Origin of the sequence: Streptomyces sp. NPDC093795 (genome assembly GCF_044764665.1) — a bacterium.
GTDB lineage: Bacteria > Actinomycetota > Actinomycetes > Streptomycetales > Streptomycetaceae > Streptomyces.
This window is the reverse complement of the sequence record NZ_JBIWIO010000003.1, coordinates 682,089-703,246: the sequence shown is the minus strand read 5'-3', so window position 1 is coordinate 703,246 and position 21,158 is coordinate 682,089. Positions and strand designations below refer to the sequence as shown.

Here is a 21,158-nt window from a genome sequence, read left to right as displayed (position 1 = left end):
TCCCTCTCAAGCAGCACGACAGGTGTCGGCGGGCGGCTCCTAGAGCGGGCGTTCGTGGCCCTCCCAGTACGGGTCGCGGAGGCGGCGCTTGTACAGCTTGCCGTTCGGGTCGCGGGGCATGGTGGGGACGAAGTCGACCGATTTGGGGCACTTGAAGCCGGCGAGGTGGGCGGCGCAGTGGGCCAGGATCTCGGTGGCGAGCGCGGGCCCGGGCTCGTGTCCCTCGGCCGCCTCGACTACGGCCGTGACCTCCTCGCCCCAGTCGGCGTGCGGGATGCCGAAGGCGGCGGCGTCCGCGACGGCGGGGTGGGCGAGGAGCGCGGCCTCGATCTCGGCGGGGTAGATGTTGACCCCGCCGGAGATGATCATGTCGATCTTGCGGTCGCGGAGGAAGAGATAGCCGTCCTCGTCGAGGGTACCGAGGTCGCCCACGGTGAAGAAGTCACCGATGCGGTTCTTGGCCGTCTTCGCCTCGTCCTTGTGGTACCGGAAGCCGCCGGTGTTCATCTTCAGGTAGACGGTGCCGAGTTCGCCGGGCGGCAGCCGGACGCCGTCGTCGTCGAAGACGGCGAGTTCGCTGATGGGCCAGGCCCTGCCGACCGTGCCGGGCTTCTTCAGCCACTCGTCGGCGGTCGCGAAGGCGCCACCGCCCTCGCTGGCGGCGTAGTACTCCTCGACGCACCGGCCCCACCAGTCGATCATCGCCCGCTTCACGTGCTCGGGGCAGGGTGCGGCGCCGTGGATGGCGTGGCGCATCGAGGAGACGTCGTACCGCTCCCGTACCTCCTCGGGGAGGGAGAGGAGCCGGTGGAACTGGGTGGGGACCATGTGGGTGTGGGTGCAGGCATACCGGTCGATCAGGCGGAGCATCTCCTCCGGCGCCCACCGGTCCATGAGGACGAGGGGATGCCCGATGTGCAGGGCCGCCGAGGCGAATTGGAGCACGGCGGTGTGGTAGAGCGGTGAGCAGACGAGGTGGACGTTTCCGTCGTGCGGCCTGATGCCGAAGATGCCGAGGAACCCGCCGAGGGGGGTCTCCTCGGGGAGCCTGCCGGGGAGCGGGCGGCGGATGCCGCGGGGGCGGCCCGTGGTGCCGGAGGTGTAGTTCATGACCCAGCCGAGGGTGCGGTCGGCGGGCGGGGACCCGTCCTGGCCTTCGAGCAGTTCGGCGTAGGGGCGGAAGCCGGGCACCGTACCGACGGCGTACCGGTGGGTGGCGGCGAGACCGGCGTCGTCGGCGGCGAGGGTCACCGCCTCGGCGAACCGTTCGTGGGCGAGGAGGACCTTGGCGCCGGAGTCGGCGACGATCCAGGCGATCTCGGGGCCGACGAAGTGGTGGTTGACGGGGACGAGGTATAACCCGGCCTGGGTGGCGGCGAGATGGGCGGCGAAGAACTCGGGGCCGTTGGGCAGGACGACGGCGAAGGCGTCGCCGCGTTCGAGCCCGGCGGCGCGCAGCCCGTGGACGAGCCGGTTGGCCTCGGTGTGCAGACGGCCGGCGGTCCACTCCTCGCCGTCGGGTGCGACGAGGACCGTACGGCCGGGGTCGGCGGCGGCCTGGGACCAGAAGCCGGTGGGACTCTGATTCACTGTGCGCTCCGTCCGGCTATGCGGTTGATGCGGGTGACGGCCTTCTCGAAGCCGCGGGTGAGCTCGTCGACGACCTGTTGGACGCTGCGCTCGGAGTTCATCCGGCCGACGATCTGTCCGACCGGGGTGCCGAGGAGCGGCTCGACCTCGTACCGCTGGATACGGGAGACGGCCTCGGCGACGAGGAGGCCCTGGAGCGGCATGGGGAGCGTGCCAGGCCCTGACGGGTCGTCCCAGGCGTCGGTCCATTCGGTGCGGAGCTGCCGGGCGGGTTTGCCGGTCAGGGCGCGGGAGCGGACGGTGTCGCCGGAGCCCGCGGCGAGGAGCTTGGCCGTGAGGGCGCGGGAGTGCAGCTCGGCCTCGGTGGTGGTGAGCCAGATCGAGCCGAGCCAGACGCCCTGGGCCCCGAGGGCGAGTCCGGCGGCGATCTGCTCGCCGCTGCCGATGCCGCCGGCGGCGAGCACGGGCAGCGGGGACACGGCGTCGACGACCTCGGGGGTGAGGACCATGGACGCGATCTCGCCGGTGTGGCCGCCCGCCTCGTACCCCTGGGCGACGACGATGTCGATGCCGGCTTCGGCGTGATGGCGGGCGTGGCGGGCGCTGCCGGCGAGGGCGGCGACGAGCACGCCGTGGTCGTGGGCGCGGGCGACGACGTCGGGGGGCGGGGAGCCGAGGGCGTTGGCGAGGAGTTTGATCGGGTAGTCGAAGGCCACGTCGAGCTGGTTGCGGGCGACCTGCTCCATCCAGCCGGTGATGCGCCAGCCGGAGGCCTCGCCCTCGGCGAGTTCCGGCACGCCGTGCTTGGCGAGGGTGGCGCGGACGAACGCCCGGTGCTCCTCCGGGATCATGGCCTCGACGTCGGCCTCGGTCAGGATCCCCTTGTCCGGGGCTTCCACCTTCTTGGCGGGCATCACGACGTCGAGGCCGTAGGGCAGCCCGTCGGTGTGGGCCTGCATCCAGTCGAGGTCGCGGGCCAGCTCGTCGGGGTCGGTGTAGCGGACGGCGCCGAGGACGCCGAACCCGCCGGCTCTGGTGAGTGCGGCGGCCACCGCCGGGAAGGGCGTGAAGCCGAAGATGGCGTGTTCGATCCCCAGGGTGCGACTCAGCTCCGTCTTCATGGGCGGCAGGATGCCGCAGCGGCGCGCCGGAGGGAAGAGGTTTTCTGATGCATCGTCAGATTCTTTGGGGGCGGCACGTCGGTACGCGGGTGCCGCAACGGCCGGGCGTGAGGGAGGGTGGGCTCGACGGAGGAGGCGACGAGAGGGTGGGCCGACCGTGACGGGCGGAGTCGGTGGGGCCGGGCGGCGGAGCACCTTGCGGCGGGGGTCGACCGAGCGGGCCGGGCTGCTCTCCGTGCACCTGGACGGGCTGGTCACGGAGGCGGAGAAGTTCCTCGCCCCCTCCCCCACGCACCCCTGGTACGCGGGTGCCGTGCTGCTCGCCGGGCGGGGCGGGACCGTCGCCCTGCACCGGGCGATCGGTTCGGCCGTGCGGTACGCGGCCTACGACGAGACGACGGACACCGGGGTCGAACTGCCGCCGGAGCGCCGGATCCCCGTGACCGAGGAGACCGTCTTCGACCTGGCGTCGGTCACCAAGCTCTTCACCTCGGTCCTGGCGGTGCAGCAGATCGAGCGCGGGACGCTGGACCGGGAGGAGCGGGTCACCGCGTACCTGCCGGAGTTCGGCGGTGGCGGGAAGCGGGAGGTCACGGTCCGTCATCTGCTCACCCACACCTCCGGGTTGCGGTCGTGGCTCCCGCTGTACCGGGAGCCGACGCGGGAGGGGAAGCTGCGGCTGCTCTGGGACGAGGCGCCGGCGCAGCCGCCGGGGACCGCGTACCTCTACTCGGATCTGAATCTGATCGCGCTCCAGCTGGTCCTGGAGGAGATCACCGGTCGCGGTCTTGATGCCCTGCTCCACGACGAGATCACCGCTCCGCTCGGGATGCACCGCACTCGTTTCAATCCACCGCTCTCCTGGCGGCCGGGGATCGCCGCCACCGAGGACGCACGGCCGCCGTGGTCCGGCCTCGACCGGGGCATGGTGTGGGGCGAGGTCCACGACGAGAACGCCCACGCCCTGGGCGGGGTCGCGGGCCACGCCGGGATCTTCTCCCGCGCCTGGGACCTCGCGATCCTCGCCCGCACCCTGCTCGACGGAGGGGTGTACGGCGGGGCCCGTATCCTCTCCCCCGCCTCGGTGCGGCTGATGTTCTCCGACTTCAACAGCGCCTTCCCCGGTGACGGACACGGTCTCGGCTTCGAGCTGGACCAGCGCTGGTACATGGGCGCGATGGCCACTCCCCGTACGGCAGGACACACCGGCTTCACCGGTACGAGCCTGGTCCTGGACCCGACGACCGACACGTTCCTGATCGTCCTCGGCAACTCCGTGCACCCGGTGCGCTCCTGGCGCTCCGGCTCCGTCCCGCGCGTCGCCCTCGCGGACCGGCTGGCCAGGGCCGTGCCCGTACGGCCGGTCCGGGGCGGCGCGGCCTGGTTCTCCGGGATGGAGTGCGGCGGCACCGGCACGCTCACCCTGCCGCCGGTGCCGGGTGCGGCGCGGTTCGAGTGTGCCCTGTGGTGGGACACCGCGCCGGGCGCCGACCTCGCCCTGGAGACCTCCGGGGACGGCGGGACGACCTGGCGGCCTCTTCCCTTCACCACCGACGGGCGCACCGAGCACCCGGCGGGTACGGTCGGCGGCTGGTCCGGACGCGTGTGGCACACGGTGTCGGCGCCGCTGCCCGGGACGGACGGGCGCGTGCGCTGGCGGCACGCGGCGGGCGGGCGGTACGTGGGGCGGGGCGTGTACGTGGACGAGCTGCGGCTTCTCGACGGGGCGGGGCGCCCGGTGTTCGACGAGGCCCGGTCGGCGGATGGAGTGCGGATCGAAGCGAACGGCTGGAGCAGATCGGCCGATTGAGCCCATCGGGCGAACCGTCAGTACGGACCGCGTACGAGTGATCACATGAGGTACCGTCCCGGCGGACGGACGGCCGATTCCAGGCCTAGCCGCCCCTCGCTTTCGCCGTTCGCCCCCCGTCCATCGCCTTCGCCCGCCTCCCTCGCCCTTCCTCTTCGCCTTCGCCTTCGCCTTCGTAACGAGGTGTTCCTTCGTGTCGTCCCTGCCCCCGCGCCGTCCACCGGGCGCGCGCCGCTTCGCACGGTCCGCGTGGCTGAGCGCGCTCTCCCTCGCCGTCCTCGCCGCGACCCTCCTCGCGGTCACGCCGTCGACGCGCGCGACCGCGTCCACGGCGTCCACCATGTCCACGGCGTCCACCGCCTCCACCGCGTCGCTCACGACGCAGGTGCTCAACACGCCGTTCGAAGCGCGCGAGAAATACTTCTGCACGCGGATTCCCGCCGTCGTCACCAGCAAGTCGGGCGGCGTCCTCCTGGCCTTCGCCGAGGGCCGCACGCGGCTGACGGCGACCGGATGCCACGACGTCGGCGACAACGACATCGTGCTCAGGAGGTCCCTCGACGGCGGTGCGCACTGGGAGGAGCTCCAGGTCGTCGTCGGCGCGGGCGACGCGCTCGCGCACGGCAACCCCGCCCCTGTCGTGGACGCCGTCACCGGGCGGATCACCCTGCTGTACTCCAGCAGCGACTGGAACCGTGACGCGGCCAAGCCCAAGCGCGAGGGCTTCCCCCGCACGGTCCACGCCGTGCACAGCACGGACGGCGGAGTGACCTGGTCCCCGAGCGTCGCGCTGCCGCAGCTGAAGGCACCGGGGTGGGGCTGGGTGTCCACCGGACCCGGCCACGGCATCCAGCTCGACCGCGGGCCGCACCAGGGCCGGCTGATCGTGCCCGGCGACCACACGGCGGGGGGCGACACGACCGGGGGCGGCCAGCTGTACTACAGCGACGACGGCGGCCTGACCTGGAAGCTCGGCGCCACCAGCACCGTGAGCAAGGCCGGCGCGTACCCGGGCGAGCTGACGGTCGCCCAGACCACCGACGGCGCCGTGTACGTCAACGCGCGCAACTCGGAGCCCACCCGCTGCGCCACCAACGAGCACCGGCTGAAGACCACGAGCGCCGACGGCGGCGCCTCCTTCGCCGCGCCCTTCACCCCCGTGGCCAACCTGGACACCTCCCCGACGTTCGGCTCGCTCCTGCGGCTGCACGCGCAGGACCTCGACGGCAAGCCCGACCGGCTGCTCTACTCGGGGCCCTCACGCCTCGGCCCGAACCCGCTGGAGGACCGGCGTGAACTGGCCGTCCGCTCCTCGTACGACGAGGGCAGAACGTGGAAGACCGTCGGCACCCTGGTCTCGGCGGCCCGCACCGGCTACTCCGATCTGACGGTGCTGCCGGACGGCTCCCTCGGCATCCTGTACGAGACGGCCGGCAACATCCCGCACGGCAACCTCGTCTTCGCGGCCTTCACCGAGAAGGACATGGACGCCGCCGCGACCGAGCTGCGCCGGCCCCGTACCGCCGACACCCGCGTGCGGGCGCCCGGCGAGGCCGGCAACCACGCCGTCATCCACGGCGGCGCCGTCCTCGGGTCGCGCCTCAGCGGCAAGGCCATGGAGTTCGACGGTACGGACGACTACCTGCGCCTCGTCTGCTCGCCGTCCCTGCGGGTCGACGACCAGGACTTCACCGTCACGGCGTGGTTCCGGCACTCGGCCACCACCGGCACGCTGCCGATCGTGTGGGCGTACGGGATGCCGGGCACCGACCCGCTGAAGAAGGGCCGGCACTTCTCGGTCCGGGCCGAACCCGGCGCGGGCGACGTCCTGCGGGCCACCGTCGGCACGGACATCGGCTCCACCGAGGTGACGCTCCCCTCCTCGTACAACGACGGCGGATGGCACCACGTCGTGTTCACCCGCGCGGGCCTGACCCTCGGCCTCGCGGTGGACGGGGGCGCTCCGGCCACCGCCGTCATGCCGCAGGGGACGACGGCGGCGGACAGGAACGTCACCCCCGCCGCCGAGTTCAACATCCACATCGGCGCCCGGCCCGACTTCCCGAACCAGCCGCCCGGGGTGGCGCAGCTCTTCCGCGGCACCCTGGACGACGTACGGCTCTTCCGGGGCGCGCTGACCCCGGAGGAGGCCGCCCTGGTGAAGGGCGGCTCGCTCGACGTGGCCACCGAGGACGAACGTCTCCGGCTCGGCTTCTCCACCATCTGGTAGAGCCACTCGCCCTCGGGGCAGCTCCGGCCGGTCATGTCGCCGACGGCCCGCCGTTCGGTCGGTTCAGCGGAGGGCGAGGGCGACGATCTGGGTGACCGCGTCCTTGTCGAAGTTGTCGTCGCTGACGAGGATCAGCGACCGCTCGCCGGACGGCAGGACCGGTCCCCAGGTCATGCCCTCGGTGTTGTCGACGGTGGACAGCCCGAGGGTGTGGAAGTCCGCGACGAGCTTCTTGCGCATCGGCACGACGCGCTGTCCTGCCAGGGCGTCCACCGACCGTACGTCGGTGGCGCCCCGTGTGGTGGCGTCGTACAGGCGGATCTTGTATCCGGAACCGGCGACCCAGGTCCGTTCGAGCACGAGGTAGCGGTCCGGGTCGTCGGGGAAGGCGAGGAGGGACGGAACGCCGGTGTCGGGGCCCCAAGGGCTGTCCGGGTCGGACTCGGCGAAGATCTTCTCGATCGGGTACGCGAACTGTCCGAGCACCCGGCCGCCGCGGGTCTGCTGGGTGACGCGGACGAGCGCACCCTGCGTCAGGTCCGGCACCGGGCCGTCCTGGAGCAGCGGGCCCTCGACCGCGCTGGTGACCATCTTGCCCCGGGCACCGAAGGTGAGTGCCTCGACGGCCTGGTTCCGGCGCGGTCCGCGCTCCGCCGTGATCGCGTAGTTCTCCGGCAGGCGCAGGCTGCCGCGGTGGGCGCCGTCCGGGTCGGAGATCTCGATGGACGGCTGGATCACCGGCGGGCCGGACACGGCGGGCCGGTCGCCCTCCTGCCCCCACCAGTAACGGCAGTCGAGCGGGTCGACACGGATCTCCTCCGGGTCGACGGCCTTGCCGTCGCCGAGGGCGGGCGAGGGGTAGACCGACCCGTCCGCCTGACGGAAGGGCCGGGTTCCGGTGAAGGCGACGGAGTGCACGCCGTCGGCGTCGACGTCCAGCCGCGCGGTGTAGAACCGCGCGTGCTGGAGGAAGGAGCGGTCGTCGCTGATGAACACGTACTCGCCGGTGCACCGGTCGCGGTCGACGCCGGAGAGGCCACCGACCGTGGTGCCCAGGAAATCGAACTTGTGCGGGACGATCTTCTCGCCGAGCAGGCGGGCCTGCACCGCGCGCCCCGACTCCGGCCCGGGACCGCCGGGTTGGGGGACGGCAGCCACCGCGGGAGCGAGCGTGGACGTCATGAGCAGTGCCGCGACACAGGCGCGGTAGATCAAGGAGGCACTCATGCCGGTGATCATGGCCCGCCCACTCCCGTCCCACAGTCACCCACACGGGTATTCCTCCCGTGTTCGGGCCGCTTCCCCACCTTCTGGACCATCCGTCGGATGATCGGCCCGAGGGCGGAGGCGTTCAGCGCTCCAGCCGGTCGAGTACGGCGAGTACCGGCGCGCCGCCGTCCTCCGCGGCCAGGCGGTCGGCCACCGCGCGGGCGCGCTCGCGGTGGGAGACGTCCGTCGTCGCCCGGCGCAGGGCGTCGGCCAGGGCGTCGGAGGTGAGACGGCGCAGCGGCACCACCCCGGGTGCCGTTCCCAGCGCGGTCAGCCGGGACGCCCAGAAGGCGGCGTCGAACTGGACCGGCACAGGCACCGTGGGCACTCCGGCCCGCAGGACGGCGCCGGTCGTGCCCGCGCCCGCGTGGTGGACGACGGCTGCCATCCGGGGGAACAGCAGTGAGTGCGGCACGTCGCCGACGGTCAGGATGTCCTCGCTCTCGGCGTTCAGCCCCGCCCAGCCCCGCTGGACGACGCCGCGGACGCCCGCAGCGCGCAAGGCGGCGACGATGTCACGGCTCGCCCGCTCTGGGTCGGGCACGGTGGCGCTCCCCAGGCCGACGAAGACCGGCGGGGGTCCGGCGGCGAGGAAGTCCTCCAGCTCCGGCGAGAGCCGCCCGGTCTCGTGCGGCCACCAGTACCCGGCCACCTCGAGCCCGGTGGGCCAGTCCCGGGGGCGGGGGACGACGAGTTCGCTGTAGCCGTGGAGCACCGGGCGTGCCCGGTGGCCTCGGGCCCGGTGGCTTCGGGACCGGCCGCCCGACGTGAGGCCGTGCCGCCGCAATGACCGTACGGAACGGGCGAACACCAGCTCCACCGAGGTCATGACGGCGTGTCCGCTCAGCCGGTTCCCCACCGTGCCCAGCGGCCGCGTCCCCAGCATCGGGGCGGGGAACTCGCCGGTGGGGTGCAGAGGTTGCAGATGCAGGCCCACGGACGGTACCGACAGGCCCTCGGCGATGGCGTCTCCGAGTGGTCCGAGCGCCCCGCCGATCAGCAGGACGTCGGCGTCCCTCGACGCCTCCACCAAGGCCCCGGTCAGCTCGTCGGCCACCTCCCGGGCCATGGACACCAGCCGTACCAGCTTTCCCGCGCCGGTCCTCGCGACGTGCAGCCGTCGGCCCCGCTCGGAGTGCAACTCGGCCCGGGGATCCACCGGCAGGGGATGGAAGCGCACCCCCGAACCGGCCACCAGCGGCTCGAACACCGCATGCGCGGCCAGCGTCACCTCGTGCCCGGCCCGTACGAGGCCGGCGCCCAGACCCGTGTACGGCGCGACGTCACCGCGCGACCCCGCCGTCATCATCACGATTCGCACCCGGCCAGTGTGGCCCACCCGGGCGCCACGGCTACGTATTTCGACCCTCGACGGCTCCTAGGCGCCGGATTCCGAGGCCGTGCGCAGAGCGGTCAGTACCGGGCTGATCAGGGGGTGCCCCTCCGCGCCGCGCCGGACGGCGGCGAAGACCCTGCGCGTCGGGGCGACTCCGTCGATCGGGCGGACCTCCACACCCGCGAGCTCCACGCCGCGCAGGGCCGAACGGGGCACGAGCGCCACGCCCGCGCCCGCTTCCGCGAGGGCGACGACCGCGCGGAAGTCGTCGGACGAGTGCTCCAGGCGCAGCGCGAACCCCGCGTACTCGCAGGCCAGGACCGTCACGTCGTGGCAGGGGTTACCGCTGGACTGGCCGATCCAGGTGTCCTTGGCGAGGTCGGCGAGCGCGACCCGCTCGCCGTGCGCGAGGGGGTGGCCGGGCGGCAGGACCGCGTCGAAGGGCTCCGCGTAGAGCGGGACCCGGGTGAGGCGGGCGTCGTCCTCGCCGGGAGCGCCCCGGTACTCGACCGCGACGGCCACGTCCACCTGACGGTCGAGGACCATGAGGAGGCTCTCGTCGCCCTCGGCGTCCCGCACCCGGACCCGGATGCCGGGCGCGGTGCGGGACAGGGCCGTGAGGGCGGGGGCCACGACGAGCCCGATGCCGGTGGCGAAGGCGGCGACCGTGACCGTACCGGCGTCACCGGAGCTGTAGGCGGCGAGTTCCGACTCGGCGCGCTCCAGCTGGGCGAGGACGGCGTTGGCGTGGCTCAGCAGGATCTCGCCGGCCGGGGTGAGCCGGGCGCCCCGGGCGCTGCGGTCCACCAGGCGGTGACCCGTCTCCTGCTCCAGGGCGGCGAGCTGCTGGGAGACGGCGGAGGGGGTGAGATAGAGCGCGGCGGCCGCCGCCGTGACCGTGCGGTGGTCGGCCACCGCACGGAGGATGTGCAACCGCCGCGCTTCGATCATGCCCCCAGTCTCGCAGGCCGCGAGGCCGGCCCGTGCCTGCCGGCCGCCGTCAGCCGCGCAGGTCGGGGCCGCCCCCGTCTCAGCCGCGCAGGGCGGCGCGGGCCTCGACGAAGGCGTCGACGGCCCGGTTCACGTCGTCCGTGGAGTGGGCGGCGGAGAGCTGCACTCGGATCCGGGCCTGGCCCTGCGGCACGACCGGGTACGAGAAGCCGATCACGTACACACCGCGCTCCAGGAGCAGTTCGGCCATGCGGCCCGCCTCGGAGGCGTCACCGATCATGACCGGGGCGATGGCGTGGTCGCCGGGGAGGATGTCGAAGCCCTCCGCCGTCATCCGGGTGCGGAAGAGCTCGGTGTTCGCGCGCAGCCGCTCGCGCAGGTCATCGGCGGACTCCAGGAGGTCGAGGACCTTGAGGGAGGCGGCGGCGATCACCGGGGCGAGGGTGTTCGAGAAGAGGTACGGGCGGGAGCGCTGGCGCAGCAGGGCTACGATCTCGGCGCGGGCGGCGACGTAACCGCCGGAGGCGCCGCCGAGGGCCTTGCCGAGGGTGCCGGTGATGATGTCGACGCGGTCCATCACGCCGTGCAGCTCGGGGGTGCCGCGGCCGCCGGGGCCGACGAAGCCGACGGCGTGCGAGTCGTCGACCATGACCATGGCGTCGTACTGCTCGGCGAGGTCGCAGATCTCGTCGAGCGGGGCGACGTAGCCGTCCATGGAGAAGACACCGTCGGTGACGATGAGCTTGCGCCGGGCGCCGCCCTCCGTGGCCTCCTTCAGCCGCTGCTCCAGATCGGCCATGTCACGGTTGGCGTAGCGGAAGCGACGGGCCTTGGAGAGGCGGATGCCGTCGATGATCGAGGCGTGGTTGAGGGCGTCGGAGATGACGGCGTCCTCGGGGCCGAGGATCGTCTCGAAGACGCCGCCGTTGGCGTCGAAGCAGGAGGAGTAGAGGATCGTGTCCTCCTGGCCGAGGAAGGACGAGAGGCGCGCCTCCAGCTCCTTGTGCACCTCCTGCGTGCCGCAGATGAAGCGGACGGACGCCATGCCGTAGCCCCAGCGGTCCAGCGCCTCGTGGGCGGCGGCGACCACCTCGGGGTGGTCGGCGAGGCCCAGGTAGTTGTTGGCGCAGAAGTTGAGCACCTCGCCGGGGCGGCCTCCCGAGGTGACGGCGACGGTGGCCGACTGGGGGGTGCCGATGACGCGCTCGGGCTTGTGGAGCCCGGCCTGCCGGATCTCGTCGAGGGTGGTGCGGATGTCGTCGCGTACGGAATCGAACATGGGTCAGGCTCCCGCAGTCCAGTCGAGGATGATCTTGCCGCTCTTGCCGGAGGCCGCGTCGTCGAAGGCGGCCTCGAAGTCGGTGTACGCGTAGCGCCCGGTGACGACGGGGGCGAGGTCGAGACCGCCCTCCAGGAGCACCGACATCGCGTACCAGGTCTCGAACATCTCGCGGCCGTAGATGCCCTTGATCGTGATCATGGAGGTGACGATCTTCGCCCAGTCGACGGCGAAGTCCTCGCTGGGCAGGCCCAGCATGGCGATCTTGCCGCCGTTGGTCATGTTGGCGACCATGTCGCGCATGGCGTGCGGGTTGCCGGACATCTCCAGGCCGACGTCGAAGCCCTCCTTGAGACCGAGGGTGCGCTGGCCGTCGGCGATGGTCTGCTCGGCGACGTTGAGGGCGAGGGTGACGCCCGTCTTGCGCGCCAGGGCGAGGCGCTCCTCGCTGACGTCGGTGATCATGACGTTTCGGGCGCCGGCGTGCTTGGCGACGGCGGCGGCCATGATGCCGATCGGGCCCGCGCCGGTGACGAGGACGTCCTCGCCGACCAGCGGGAAGGAGAGCGCCGTGTGCACGGCGTTGCCGAACGGGTCGAAGATCGCGGCGATGTCGAGGTCGACGGCGACGCGGTGCACCCACACGTTGGAGGCGGGCAGTGCCACGTACTCCGCGAACGCTCCGTCCCGGCCGACGCCGAGGCCGACGGTGGCGCGGCAGAGGTGACGGCGCCCGGCCAGACAGTTGCGGCACTTGCCGCAGACGAGGTGGCCCTCGCCGCTGACCAGGTCGCCGACGGCGATGTCCTCGACGTCACGGCCGACGGAGACGACCTCGCCGACGAACTCGTGCCCGATGGTCAGGGGCGTGGCGATCGTCTTCTGCGCCCAGCCGTCCCAGGAGCGGATGTGCAGATCGGTCCCGCAGATACCGGTCCGCTTGACCTGGATCAGTACGTCTCCGGGGCCGGTCTCCGGCTCGGGCACGTCCGTGAGCCAGAGTCCCGGCTCCGCCTTCAGCTTGACCAACGCCTTCAATGCCACGGCTCCCGACGTGCGTGTCCTGTGATGTGGGGGCGCGGGCACAGCTGCGTGCCCAAGATCCCTGGAAGAGAATCTTCCCTACGGAGCGCTCGCGGTCCATCGAGGATTTCTTAAGCGCGCTCGCAGATCAGCTTCACACCCCGGGCGGGGGCGGAGCGCTGTCGACACGGCCGAACGGAGAGGCCCCGCGCGAAGGCGCCTGACGTCACCGGCCGAGGGCCGCCATCGCCGCGTTGTGGCCGGGGATGCCGCTCACTCCCCCGCCCCGGATCGCGCCCGCTCCGCACAGCAGCACGTTGGCGTGCCGGGTCTCGACGCCCCAGCGGCCCGCGCCCTCCTCCGCGTACGGGAAGGAGAGGTCGCGGTGGAAGATGTGACCGCCGGGCAGGCGCAGTTCGCGTTCGAGGTCGAGCGGCGTCTTCGCCTCGACGCAGGGCCGGCCGTCCGCGTCGAGCGCGAGGCAGTCGGCGATCGGCTCGTCCAGATGGGCGTCGAGCTGGTCGAGGGTGGCTGTGAGGAGCGCGGCCCGGGTGCCGTCGTTGTCGGTGGTGAACAGCCGGGCGGGGGTGTGGAGCCCGAACAGGGTGAGCGTCTGGTGGCCCGTGGCGGCGAGTTCCTGGCCAAGGATCGTCGGGTCCGTGAGGGAGTGGCAGTAGATCTCGGAGGGCGGGGCGGAGGGCAGCCGGCCGGCGGCGGCCTCGGCGTGGGCGGTGGCGAGCTGCCCGTACCCCTCGGCGATGTGGAAGGTGCCGGCGAAGGCCTCGTGCGGGTCGACGGAGCGGTCGCGGAGTTTCGGCAGCCGGGTGAGCAGCATGTTGACCTTGAACTGGGCGCCTTCCGGGGCGGGCGGTGGCGTCTCGCCGAGGAGGGCGGCGAGGTCGCGCGGGGAGGCGTTGACGAGGACGTGGCCCGCCTCGACGGTGCCCTCGCCGTCGGCGGTGCGGTAGGTGAGCGCGGCGCGGCTCCCGTCGGTCTCGATCCGGGTGACCTCGTGGCCGGTGCGGAGGTCGGCGCCGGCGGCGCGGGCCGCGTCGGCGAGGGCGTCGGTGAGGGCGCCCATGCCGCCGACGGGCACGTCCCAATCGCCGGTGCCGCCGCCGATGACGTGGTAGAGGAAACAGCGGTTCTGGAGGAGCGTCGGGTCGTGGGCGTCGGCGAAGGTGCCGATGAGGGCGTCGGTGAGGACGACACCACGGACGAGGTCGTCGGCGAAGGTCCGCTCGACGGTGGCGCCGAGGGGTTCCTCGAACAGCATCCGCCAGGTGTCCGCGTCGTCGACGCGGTCCCGGAGCGCGGCGCGGGTCGGGAGGGGCTCGGTGAGGGTGGGGAAGATGCGGCGGGCGGCCCGGCCGGTGCGGGCGTAGAAGGCCTGCCAGGCCTCGTACTCGCGGTCGGAGCCGGTGAGTGCGGCGAAGGAGGCGCGGGTGCGGTCGGGGCCGCCGCCGACGAGGAGGCCTCCGTCGCCCTTCGGGGTGTACGAGGAGACGGACCGTTTCCGTACGGCGAACCGCAGCCCGAGCTCGCGCACGATCTTCTCGGGGAGGAGCGAGACGAGGTACGAGTACCGGGAGAGCCGCGCGTCGACCCCGGCGAAGGGCCGGGTGGACACGGCGGCGCCACCGGTGGAACCGAGCCGCTCCAGGACGAGCACGGAACGTCCGGCACGGGCCAGGTAGGCGGCGGCGACCAGGCCGTTGTGACCACCTCCGACGACGACGGCGTCGTAGGAACGGGCGGCGGCGGACGGTGCGGAAGCGGTCATGGCTCATGCTCACACGGGGCGCCGAGCCGGGAAAGGGGACGGCGGAGCCGGGCGGCGGACCGGGGCGGTGGACACGCGGGGGGCGCGTCTGGGCGGTAGCGGGGTCAGGGCGGTGGACCGGGGCGGTCGAGCTGGGCGGTGGACCTGGGCGGTGGGGATCCCGGGGGTGGGGGGGTCAGGGCGGTGGCGGCGTGGCCGCTCTCAGGAGGAGGGCGGCCGCTTCGGCGTGGCGGCCCAGGCGCTCCAGGCAGTGGGCCTCGTCGTCGAGGGCCGCGACGGTGTCGGGGTGGGCGGGGCCGAGGAGTCGGGCGCGGGCGGCGGCGATCGCGCGGTGCGACTCCAGCGCCTCGCTCCAGCGGCCGAGCCGGCCGAGGGCGACGGCGGTCTCACGGCGGCTCAGCAGGGTGTCCGGGTGGTCCGGGCCCAGGACCCGCTCCCGGTCCGCGTGGACGCTCTCGGACTCGCCGAGCGCCTCCGGCCAGCGACCGAGCCGGCCGAGGTTGACGGCGAGGGCGTGGCGGGCGCGCAGGGTCTCGGGCCCGTCGGCGCCCTGCGCGCGGGTGCGGGCCGCGACGAGGTCCTGGCACACCTCCAGGGCGTCGGCGGCCTGGCCGAGCCGCCCGAGGCAGACGCCGGTCTCGTAGCGGGCGGCGAGGGTGTCCGGGTGGTCGGGGCCGAGGGCGGCGGCGCGGCCGTCGGCGACGGCGCGGTAATGGGCGAGCGACTCCTGTCCTCGGCCGAGGCGCCCCAGGGTGTACGCCACTTCGTGCCGGGTCACCAGCGTGTCGGGATGCTCCTCGCCGAGCAGCCGGGCCCGAGCCTCCGCGACCTCGTGGGCCGTACGGTACGACTCCTCCAGGCGGCCGAGGCGGCCGAGCGTGAACGCCAGGTTGTGCCGGCAGCGCAGGGTGTCGGGGTGGTCGGGGCCCACGGTGCGCTCGCGTGCGGCGAGGACGGTGACGTACACCTCGTACGCCTCCGGGTGCCGTCCGAGGCGTCCCAGGGCGTACGCCCGTTCCTGCCGGGCCGCCAGGGTGTCGGGGTGGTCCTCGCCGAGGACGCGGGCGCGGGTGGCGGCGACCCGGTCGAAGACGCGCAGGGCGTCGGCGGGGCGGTCGAGCCGGGCGAGGGCGAAGCCGACCTCGTAGTGGCTGGCGAGGGTGTCGGGGTGGTCCTCGCCGAGGGCGGCCGCGCGGTGCTCGGCGACGGACCGGTGCACGGACTCGGCCTCGTCCCAGCGGCCGAGGCGGCCGAGGCCCATCCCGGCCCGGTACCGGCCGGCGAGCACGGCGATCAGCTCGGCGGAGGGCGCGACGTACGCGGGCGCGTCCGGGGCGGGGCCCGCGGTGGTCCACTCGGTGGTGAGCACGGCCGCGGCGGGGTCGTGGGCGACCGGGCGCGGCGCGGCGCCCGCTTCGGCGGGCCGGTGCCCACCGGTGATGCCCCGGACCCACGCGGGCGCGTGAGCCGGATCGGGCGTGCCGGTGGCGGTGCCGGCGGCGGCACCCGGCCCAGGGCCCGCACCCGCGCTCGGACCCGGACCGAGACCCGCGACCGGCCCCGGAATTGGCCCCGGAACGACGGTGCCTCCCGGAAGGGGCATGCCGACCGTGGCCGCGAGAGAGGACAGCGAGACCCGCCCCGAGACGATCCGGCGGCGCAGATCGCCCGCGTCGGCGGGCCGCTCCTCCGGCACCTTGGCGAGCAGGTCGAGGACGATCCGGTCGAAGTAGTCGGGCAGCTCGGCGCGGTGCGCGCGGGGCGGGCGCGGCACCGTGTCCCGGTGTCCGATGAGGATGGCCCAGGAGTCGCCGAGGTCGAAGGGCGGGGCGCCGGTGGCCAGTTCGTACAGCACGCACCCCAGCGAGTAGAGGTCGCTGCGGTGGTCGATCTCGCCGCCGCCGATCTGCTCGGGGGACATGTAGTGGGGCGTGCCCATGGCGATGCCGGTCCCGGTGAGGCGGGAGGTGAAGCCCATGTCGGCGCCCAGGCGCGCTATCCCGAAGTCGCAGATCTTCACCGTCCCGTCCCGCAGCCGCATGATGTTCGCGGGCTTCAGGTCACGGTGCACGATGCCGTGGCCGTGGGTGTAGGCGAGGGCGTCGGCGACCTGGTCGGCGATCTCGACGACGTCCGGGACGGGCAGCGGGTGCTGGGCGTTGGCGGCGAGGAGCTGGCTGAGGTTGCGCCCCTCCAGGAGCTCCATGACGAGGAAGAGCACGCCGTCGTCCTCGCCGAAGTCGTGCACGACGGTGATGCCGCGGTGCTGGAGCGCGGCGGCCACCCGGGCCTCGCGCCGGAACCGCTCGCGCACCACGGTGAGGACCTGGGGGTCCTGCTGCGGTCCGAGCGGTTTGAGGCACTTCACGGCGACACCGCGCCCGAGCGCCTCGTCGGTGGCGCGCCACACCTCGCCCATACCCCCGCGGCCGATGACCTCGTGCAGGCGGTACCGGCCCTGGATCAGTCTGGAGTCCCCCATCGTGTGCTGCCGCCCCCGTCGGTTTTCTGCGCCTTCCCCGGCTCGTCCAGTATGGACGCCGGTTCGGACAGTGGGTACGGGGCGGGGTACGCGTAAGGGTCGGGTCGGGTCTCCGGTCCGAGCCGGTCCATGGCGCGGATGATGTGGCCGGGCGGGAGACGCCAGCGCAGGTGGGCGGGGACGCGGCGGAGGAGGTCGGCCGTCGCGACGAGCCGCCGGGTGACGGTCTCGGGCGGCGGGGCGGGGCGGCCGTAGAGCGCGTGGGCGTAAGGGGGCAGAGTGTCGTACGCGAGCGCGGTGACGCGCCGCCAGATCACTTCGCGCGCCGGTACGAGGGCGGGTTTCACGGGCGGCCTGCGGAGGAAGTCCCGGACGGTGCGCGCGTCCGGCCCGCAGGTGAGCCCGGGACGCACGGCGTCGAAGTAGGCGGCGAGTTCGGCGGTGGAGCCCGGGACGGTGGCCGGGTCGAGTCCGACGAGGCGGGCCGAGATGCGGTGTTCGTCGACGTAGCGGTCGGCGAGGGCGTCGGTGAGCGGGATGCCGGAGCGCCGTGCGACGGAGAGGTACGAGTCGGTCTCGGCGCAGTGCACCCAGAGGAGCAGCTCGGGGTCGTCCACCCCGAGCAGCCGGTGGATCCGGCGCACACGGGCGCCGGCCGCCTCGGCGGCCTCGGCGGTCCCGTAGCTGAGGGTCCCGACGAAGCTCGCGGTCCGCATGAGCCGGCCCCAGGGGTCCTGCCGGAAGCTGCTGTTGATCATGACGCCACGGACGGCCACGGGGTGCAACGCCTGGAGCCACAGGGCGCGGACGCCCGCGAGCCACATGACGGGATCGCTGTGCAGCTGCCAGGTGACGGAGCGGGGACCGAAGAGCCCGGGGTCGGCATCCTGCGTCATGGCGCTCAGGCTACGCCGGGTGCCCGGAGCGCGAACAGACCTCGTGAGGCCGCAACAGCCCCCTTGCCGAAGCCCGTGCGTCGGTCCGGGACGCCGTCTTCCCGACCCGCGGACTGACATGATCCCGCCAACCATGCGGGGGCGGGGGCGCCGGGGAGGGGGTTCCGGTGGCCGGGGGCGGTCCACCGGAGGCCGTACCTCAAGACTCTCCGTATACGCCGGCCGGTCATCCGCCTCCCCTCGAAGACAGGCCCAAGCCGACCATACGCAACAAAAGGACCGGCACCATCGCGCCATCTGGCTCATTTAATTCGCCCGAAACGAGAGCGAAACGAATCGTCCGTTCCGAAAGGAATCAGCCGCGACCTGACGGCAATTCATGGTCACGCTTGATTGCCCGTCCGAGGGAGTCCTAGGGTTCACTCCAGCCCAAGATCACCAGGGCAAAGCGCCACGGCCGGCACCGTTCACCCATGAGTGCCGACGCCACAGAGGGGTCGAGACATGGATACAGTCCGAATTCCTGACAGTGAAAAACAGGCACTGATGGCGCTCATTCCCACCGACGCCACACAACGCGTCGCGATCGGGACATTGGGTCCGAAGGGGACGAGCAGCGAGCACATCGCACGACTGATGCTGCACTGCGTCGGTGACCCCGAATCCTGCCGGATCGTCCTGAAGGACACCTTCGAGCAGTGCATGGACGCGCTCGTCGGCGCCCGCATCGATCTGGCTCTGGTGCCGCACGCGTATTCACATATAAACGCCTTCTACATGCATCCGGCGCTGGAGCCGGTGAGCCTCTTCCACGGGAGTACGCCGGAGTACGGCCTTGCCGCACGGGCCGACTTCTCCTTCGACGAAGAACTGCTCAGCACCGAGGTCGTAGCCACTCACCCGGCTCCCGTTCCCATGCTGCGACACCACTTCGACCGTCCCGTGAAGCTGGCCACCGTCAGCTCCACGAGCCAGGCCGCCGATCACGTCGCCAGCGGTCTGTACAACATCGCTCTCACGAACGAGCAAGCGGTCGAGGAATACAACCTGAAGTTCGTCTACAGGTTTTCACGGATCCCCATGACCTGGACGGTTTTCGCACGGAGGAAGGATCTCAATGACCGCGGAAGTGCGTGAGCACCCCTATTTCCCGGCTCCCGGCGTCGCGCTGCACGACAACGGGATCCGGATCGAGTCCTACCGACGCGAGGACACGGAAGTACGGCTCCTCTTCATCGCCCCCGGGGCCACCCTGCGGAGCGACGAATCCCGGCGGGAAGCGCACGTCGGAATGGTCATCCGCGGCGAGATCACCGCGACGGTCGGAGACGTCACGAAGCTGATGGAGCCCGAGCACGACGTGTACGTCGCCCCTCCCGGCGTCGGACTCTCGGTCGTGAACACGGCCTCGGCCGAATCCGTCCTCCTGGAGATCAGGCGCTCCAAGTCGGGCGAGTCCTACCCCGCGCCGAGCGGTTACTTCCTCGAACCGCTCGAATCGCGCAAGTTCGTCAAGATGGACGTCACCTTCTTCCTGGCCGACTGGATCGAGCTGATGCTCGCCGACATCCCCGGCGGCGGCGAGATGCCGTACCACAAGCACTCCCATGAACAGATCGGGACGTGCCTGGACGGCCGGTACGAGATGACGGTCGAGGGAACGCGCCACGAGCTGCAGTTCGGCGCCACCTACTTCTGCGGGAGCCAGGAGGGGCACGGTGCCGCGAACCCCCATGAGAGCCTGGCCCGCTCCCTCAACATCTTCATCCCGCCGCGGTATCACCGGGTCCCCCAGCAGGAAGCCGAGCAGGAGACCCCGTGACGCGGGTAGCGATCATCACTGGCGCCGGCCGCGGCATCGGGAGGGCGACCGCACTGCACCTGAGCGCCAAGGGGTACACGACCGTTCTGTGCGCCCGCAGTTCCCACGACCTGGAGAAGGTCGCCGCCGAGTCGCACGCGGAAACCGGTGACGGCGGGCAGACCACGTACGTCCTCCCGGGCGATGTCACCTCGCGGTCCTTCCGCGAGGAACTGGTGAGCGACGTCGAGAGCCGATTCGGCAGGATCGACGTCCTGGTCAACAACGCGCCGGGCCCGGCGCCCGGGCACTTCGACGAGGTCGAGGTCGACGACATACGTTCCGCGATGGATCAGAAACTCGTCCCGTACCTCGATCTGATCAAGTCCGTCGCCCCGGTGATGATCCGCAACGAATTCGGCCGGATCGTCAACATCGTCGGCAACATCGGCAAGGAACCCGCCGCCGGCATGTTTCTCTCCGGCCTGGTCAACGCGGCCGTCTCGAATGCCGGCAAGTACCTGGCGAGTCAGTACGCGAGACACCACGTGACCGTGAACTGTGTGCACCCCGGGGTCATCCGCACCCAGCGCTACGACAACGCCGTCGCCCATATGAGCCGGGCCGGCGACATGTCGCGGCAGGAGGCGGAAGAGCGCCTGCGCAAGGCGATCCCGATGGACCGGCCGGGAGAGGCCGAGGAGGTCGCCGCCCTCATCGGCTTTCTGGCATCCGATGAATCGTCCTACGTCACCGGGCAGCAGATCTCGGTCGACGGCGGTCAACTGACATGCGTGTGAGAGGAGACCTGCTCATGTTCGAGGACAAGGTGGTCATTGTCACCGGCGCCGCATCGGGGATCGGCAGGCAGACCGCGATCGACTTCGCGCGGCAGTCCGCGAAGGTCGTCGTCGCGGACATCGACGAGAAGGGGGGTGCCGAGGTCGTCGCCGCGCTCCGGAGCGACGGACACGACGCCGTCTTCGTGCCGACGGATCTGACGGTCGAGGCGGACTGCCGGAACCTCATAGCCGCCGCCGTCGACGGTTACGGCCGGCTCGACGTCCTGGTCAACAACGCCGGCATCGAGATAACCACTCCTTTCCACGAGATGTCGGAGCACGAGTGGGACAGGTTGGTCGACACCAACCTGAAGAGCATGTTCCTGTGTTCCAAGCACGCGCTGCGCGAGATGATCGCGGCGACGAGCGGAGTCATCGTCAACGTCTGCTCCGTGAGCGGTCTGGTGGCCTGGCCCGGCATCGCCGCCTACAACTCCACCAAGGGGGGCGTGATGATGCTGACGAAATCGCTCGCCGTCGACTACGCCCGGTACAACATCAGGGCGAACTGCGTCTGCCCCAGCATCATCGACACCCCGATGACGGACGTGTCCAACGGACACGACGCCGAGATCAAGGAACAGAAGGCGAAACTGAATCCGATCGGACGCCTGGGAACGCCGGAGGACGTCTCGAACGCGATCCTGTTCCTCGCTTCGGAGAAGTCGTCGTTCATCACGGGCAGCGCGCTCACGGTAGACGGCGGTTACACGGCCATCTAGCCGTCTTGTTCCCCATGCACGAA

The 21,158-nt window shown here is 72.1% G+C and carries 16 protein-coding genes; 6 read left to right on the top strand and 10 right to left on the bottom strand.

Annotated features, from left to right (window positions below; genetic code table 11):
* Nucleotides 1-39: 39 nt before the first annotated feature.
* The gene (locus ACIRB7_RS11995) at nucleotides 40-1,590 is read right to left on the bottom strand and encodes an acyl-CoA synthetase (protein ID WP_403595999.1); all 1,551 of its coding nucleotides are present in this window, start codon (nucleotides 1,588-1,590) and stop codon (nucleotides 40-42) included.
* Nucleotides 1,587-2,711 carry an NAD(P)H-dependent flavin oxidoreductase gene (locus ACIRB7_RS11990; RefSeq protein ID WP_403595996.1) on the bottom strand — a complete coding sequence of 375 codons (1,125 nt, stop codon included), beginning with the start codon at nucleotides 2,709-2,711 and terminating at the stop codon, nucleotides 1,587-1,589. Before ACIRB7_RS11990 ends, ACIRB7_RS11995 begins: the two co-directional genes overlap by 4 nt.
* A gap of 10 nt (nucleotides 2,712-2,721) precedes the next feature.
* Here ACIRB7_RS11990 and ACIRB7_RS11985 point away from each other — a divergent pair, with 10 nt between their 5' ends.
* Together ACIRB7_RS11985 and ACIRB7_RS11980 are read left to right on the top strand one after the other, a co-directional pair.
* Nucleotides 2,722-4,521 carry a serine hydrolase gene (locus ACIRB7_RS11985; RefSeq protein WP_403596228.1) on the top strand — a complete coding sequence of 600 codons (1,800 nt, stop codon included), beginning with the start codon at nucleotides 2,722-2,724 and terminating at the stop codon, nucleotides 4,519-4,521.
* Nucleotides 4,522-4,714: 193 nt separating this feature from the next.
* A complete protein-coding gene (locus ACIRB7_RS11980) occupies nucleotides 4,715-6,751 on the top strand; it encodes an exo-alpha-sialidase (protein ID WP_403595993.1) in 2,037 nt (678 codons plus the stop codon).
* A 63-nt stretch (nucleotides 6,752-6,814) separates the two neighbouring features.
* Here the strand turns inward: ACIRB7_RS11980 and ACIRB7_RS11975 are convergent, their stop codons facing one another.
* The 8 genes from ACIRB7_RS11975 to ACIRB7_RS11940 form a co-directional block, all read right to left on the bottom strand.
* A complete protein-coding gene (locus ACIRB7_RS11975; RefSeq protein ID WP_403595990.1) occupies nucleotides 6,815-7,978 on the bottom strand; it encodes an esterase-like activity of phytase family protein in 1,164 nt (387 codons plus the stop codon).
* 124 nt (nucleotides 7,979-8,102) lie between these two features.
* Nucleotides 8,103-9,326: a glycosyltransferase gene (locus ACIRB7_RS11970; RefSeq protein ID WP_403596226.1), complete on the bottom strand. Its 1,224-nt coding sequence runs from the start codon at nucleotides 9,324-9,326 to the stop codon at nucleotides 8,103-8,105.
* A 72-nt stretch (nucleotides 9,327-9,398) separates the two neighbouring features.
* Nucleotides 9,399-10,307: a LysR family transcriptional regulator gene (locus tag ACIRB7_RS11965; protein WP_403595987.1), complete on the bottom strand. Its 909-nt coding sequence runs from the start codon at nucleotides 10,305-10,307 to the stop codon at nucleotides 9,399-9,401.
* 79 nt (nucleotides 10,308-10,386) lie between these two features.
* Nucleotides 10,387-11,586: a glycine C-acetyltransferase gene (locus tag ACIRB7_RS11960; RefSeq protein WP_403595984.1), complete on the bottom strand. Its 1,200-nt coding sequence runs from the start codon at nucleotides 11,584-11,586 to the stop codon at nucleotides 10,387-10,389.
* A 3-nt stretch (nucleotides 11,587-11,589) separates the two neighbouring features.
* Nucleotides 11,590-12,624 carry an L-threonine 3-dehydrogenase gene (gene tdh, locus ACIRB7_RS11955; RefSeq protein WP_403596222.1) on the bottom strand — a complete coding sequence of 345 codons (1,035 nt, stop codon included), beginning with the start codon at nucleotides 12,622-12,624 and terminating at the stop codon, nucleotides 11,590-11,592.
* Nucleotides 12,625-12,835: 211 nt separating this feature from the next.
* Complete coding sequence (locus ACIRB7_RS11950) at nucleotides 12,836-14,392, bottom strand: phytoene desaturase family protein (RefSeq protein ID WP_403595981.1); 1,557 nt, start codon at nucleotides 14,390-14,392, stop codon at nucleotides 12,836-12,838.
* 175 nt (nucleotides 14,393-14,567) lie between these two features.
* On the bottom strand, nucleotides 14,568-16,874 hold the full coding sequence (locus ACIRB7_RS11945; RefSeq protein ID WP_403595978.1) for a tetratricopeptide repeat protein: 2,307 nt from the start codon (nucleotides 16,872-16,874) through the stop codon (nucleotides 14,568-14,570).
* The gene (locus ACIRB7_RS11940) at nucleotides 16,856-17,770 is read right to left on the bottom strand and encodes an oxygenase MpaB family protein (protein ID WP_403595975.1); all 915 of its coding nucleotides are present in this window, start codon (nucleotides 17,768-17,770) and stop codon (nucleotides 16,856-16,858) included. The genes ACIRB7_RS11945 and ACIRB7_RS11940 overlap by 19 nt, the downstream gene beginning before the upstream one ends.
* Nucleotides 17,771-18,274: 504 nt before the next feature.
* On the opposite strand from ACIRB7_RS11940, the gene ACIRB7_RS11935 reads away from it, so the two are divergent.
* The 4 genes from ACIRB7_RS11935 to ACIRB7_RS11920 are packed head-to-tail and all read left to right on the top strand — an operon-like array spanning nucleotide 18,275 to nucleotide 21,135.
* Nucleotides 18,275-18,907: a hypothetical protein gene (locus ACIRB7_RS11935; protein ID WP_403595972.1), complete on the top strand. Its 633-nt coding sequence runs from the start codon at nucleotides 18,275-18,277 to the stop codon at nucleotides 18,905-18,907.
* On the top strand, nucleotides 18,888-19,592 hold the full coding sequence (locus tag ACIRB7_RS11930) for a cupin domain-containing protein (protein ID WP_403595969.1): 705 nt from the start codon (nucleotides 18,888-18,890) through the stop codon (nucleotides 19,590-19,592). The genes ACIRB7_RS11935 and ACIRB7_RS11930 overlap by 20 nt, the downstream gene beginning before the upstream one ends.
* A complete protein-coding gene (locus ACIRB7_RS11925; RefSeq protein ID WP_403595966.1) occupies nucleotides 19,589-20,371 on the top strand; it encodes an SDR family oxidoreductase in 783 nt (260 codons plus the stop codon). The genes ACIRB7_RS11930 and ACIRB7_RS11925 overlap by 4 nt, the downstream gene beginning before the upstream one ends.
* A gap of 14 nt (nucleotides 20,372-20,385) precedes the next feature.
* Nucleotides 20,386-21,135 carry an SDR family NAD(P)-dependent oxidoreductase gene (locus tag ACIRB7_RS11920; RefSeq protein ID WP_403595964.1) on the top strand — a complete coding sequence of 250 codons (750 nt, stop codon included), beginning with the start codon at nucleotides 20,386-20,388 and terminating at the stop codon, nucleotides 21,133-21,135.
* Nucleotides 21,136-21,158 lie beyond the last annotated feature (23 nt).

Excerpts from the sequence above, each read along its gene's own strand:
- ACIRB7_RS11990 (WP_403595996.1), bottom strand. The coding sequence starts at position 2,711 with ATGAAGACGGAGCTGAGTCGCACCCTGGGGATCGAACACGCCATCTTC.
- ACIRB7_RS11985 (WP_403596228.1), top strand. The coding sequence starts at position 2,722 with ATGCCGCAGCGGCGCGCCGGAGGGAAGAGGTTTTCTGATGCATCGTCA.
- ACIRB7_RS11975 (WP_403595990.1), bottom strand. The coding sequence starts at position 7,978 with ATGAGTGCCTCCTTGATCTACCGCGCCTGTGTCGCGGCACTGCTCATG.
- ACIRB7_RS11970 (WP_403596226.1), bottom strand. The coding sequence starts at position 9,326 with ATGACGGCGGGGTCGCGCGGTGACGTCGCGCCGTACACGGGTCTGGGC.
- ACIRB7_RS11965 (WP_403595987.1), bottom strand. The coding sequence starts at position 10,307 with ATGATCGAAGCGCGGCGGTTGCACATCCTCCGTGCGGTGGCCGACCAC.
- ACIRB7_RS11960 (WP_403595984.1), bottom strand. The coding sequence starts at position 11,586 with ATGTTCGATTCCGTACGCGACGACATCCGCACCACCCTCGACGAGATC.
- ACIRB7_RS11950 (WP_403595981.1), bottom strand. The coding sequence starts at position 14,392 with ATGACCGCTTCCGCACCGTCCGCCGCCGCCCGTTCCTACGACGCCGTC.
- ACIRB7_RS11945 (WP_403595978.1), bottom strand. The coding sequence starts at position 16,874 with ATGGGGGACTCCAGACTGATCCAGGGCCGGTACCGCCTGCACGAGGTC.
- ACIRB7_RS11940 (WP_403595975.1), bottom strand. The coding sequence starts at position 17,770 with ATGACGCAGGATGCCGACCCCGGGCTCTTCGGTCCCCGCTCCGTCACC.
- ACIRB7_RS11935 (WP_403595972.1), top strand. The coding sequence starts at position 18,275 with ATGGATACAGTCCGAATTCCTGACAGTGAAAAACAGGCACTGATGGCG.
- ACIRB7_RS11930 (WP_403595969.1), top strand. The coding sequence starts at position 18,888 with ATGACCGCGGAAGTGCGTGAGCACCCCTATTTCCCGGCTCCCGGCGTC.
- ACIRB7_RS11920 (WP_403595964.1), top strand. The coding sequence starts at position 20,386 with ATGTTCGAGGACAAGGTGGTCATTGTCACCGGCGCCGCATCGGGGATC.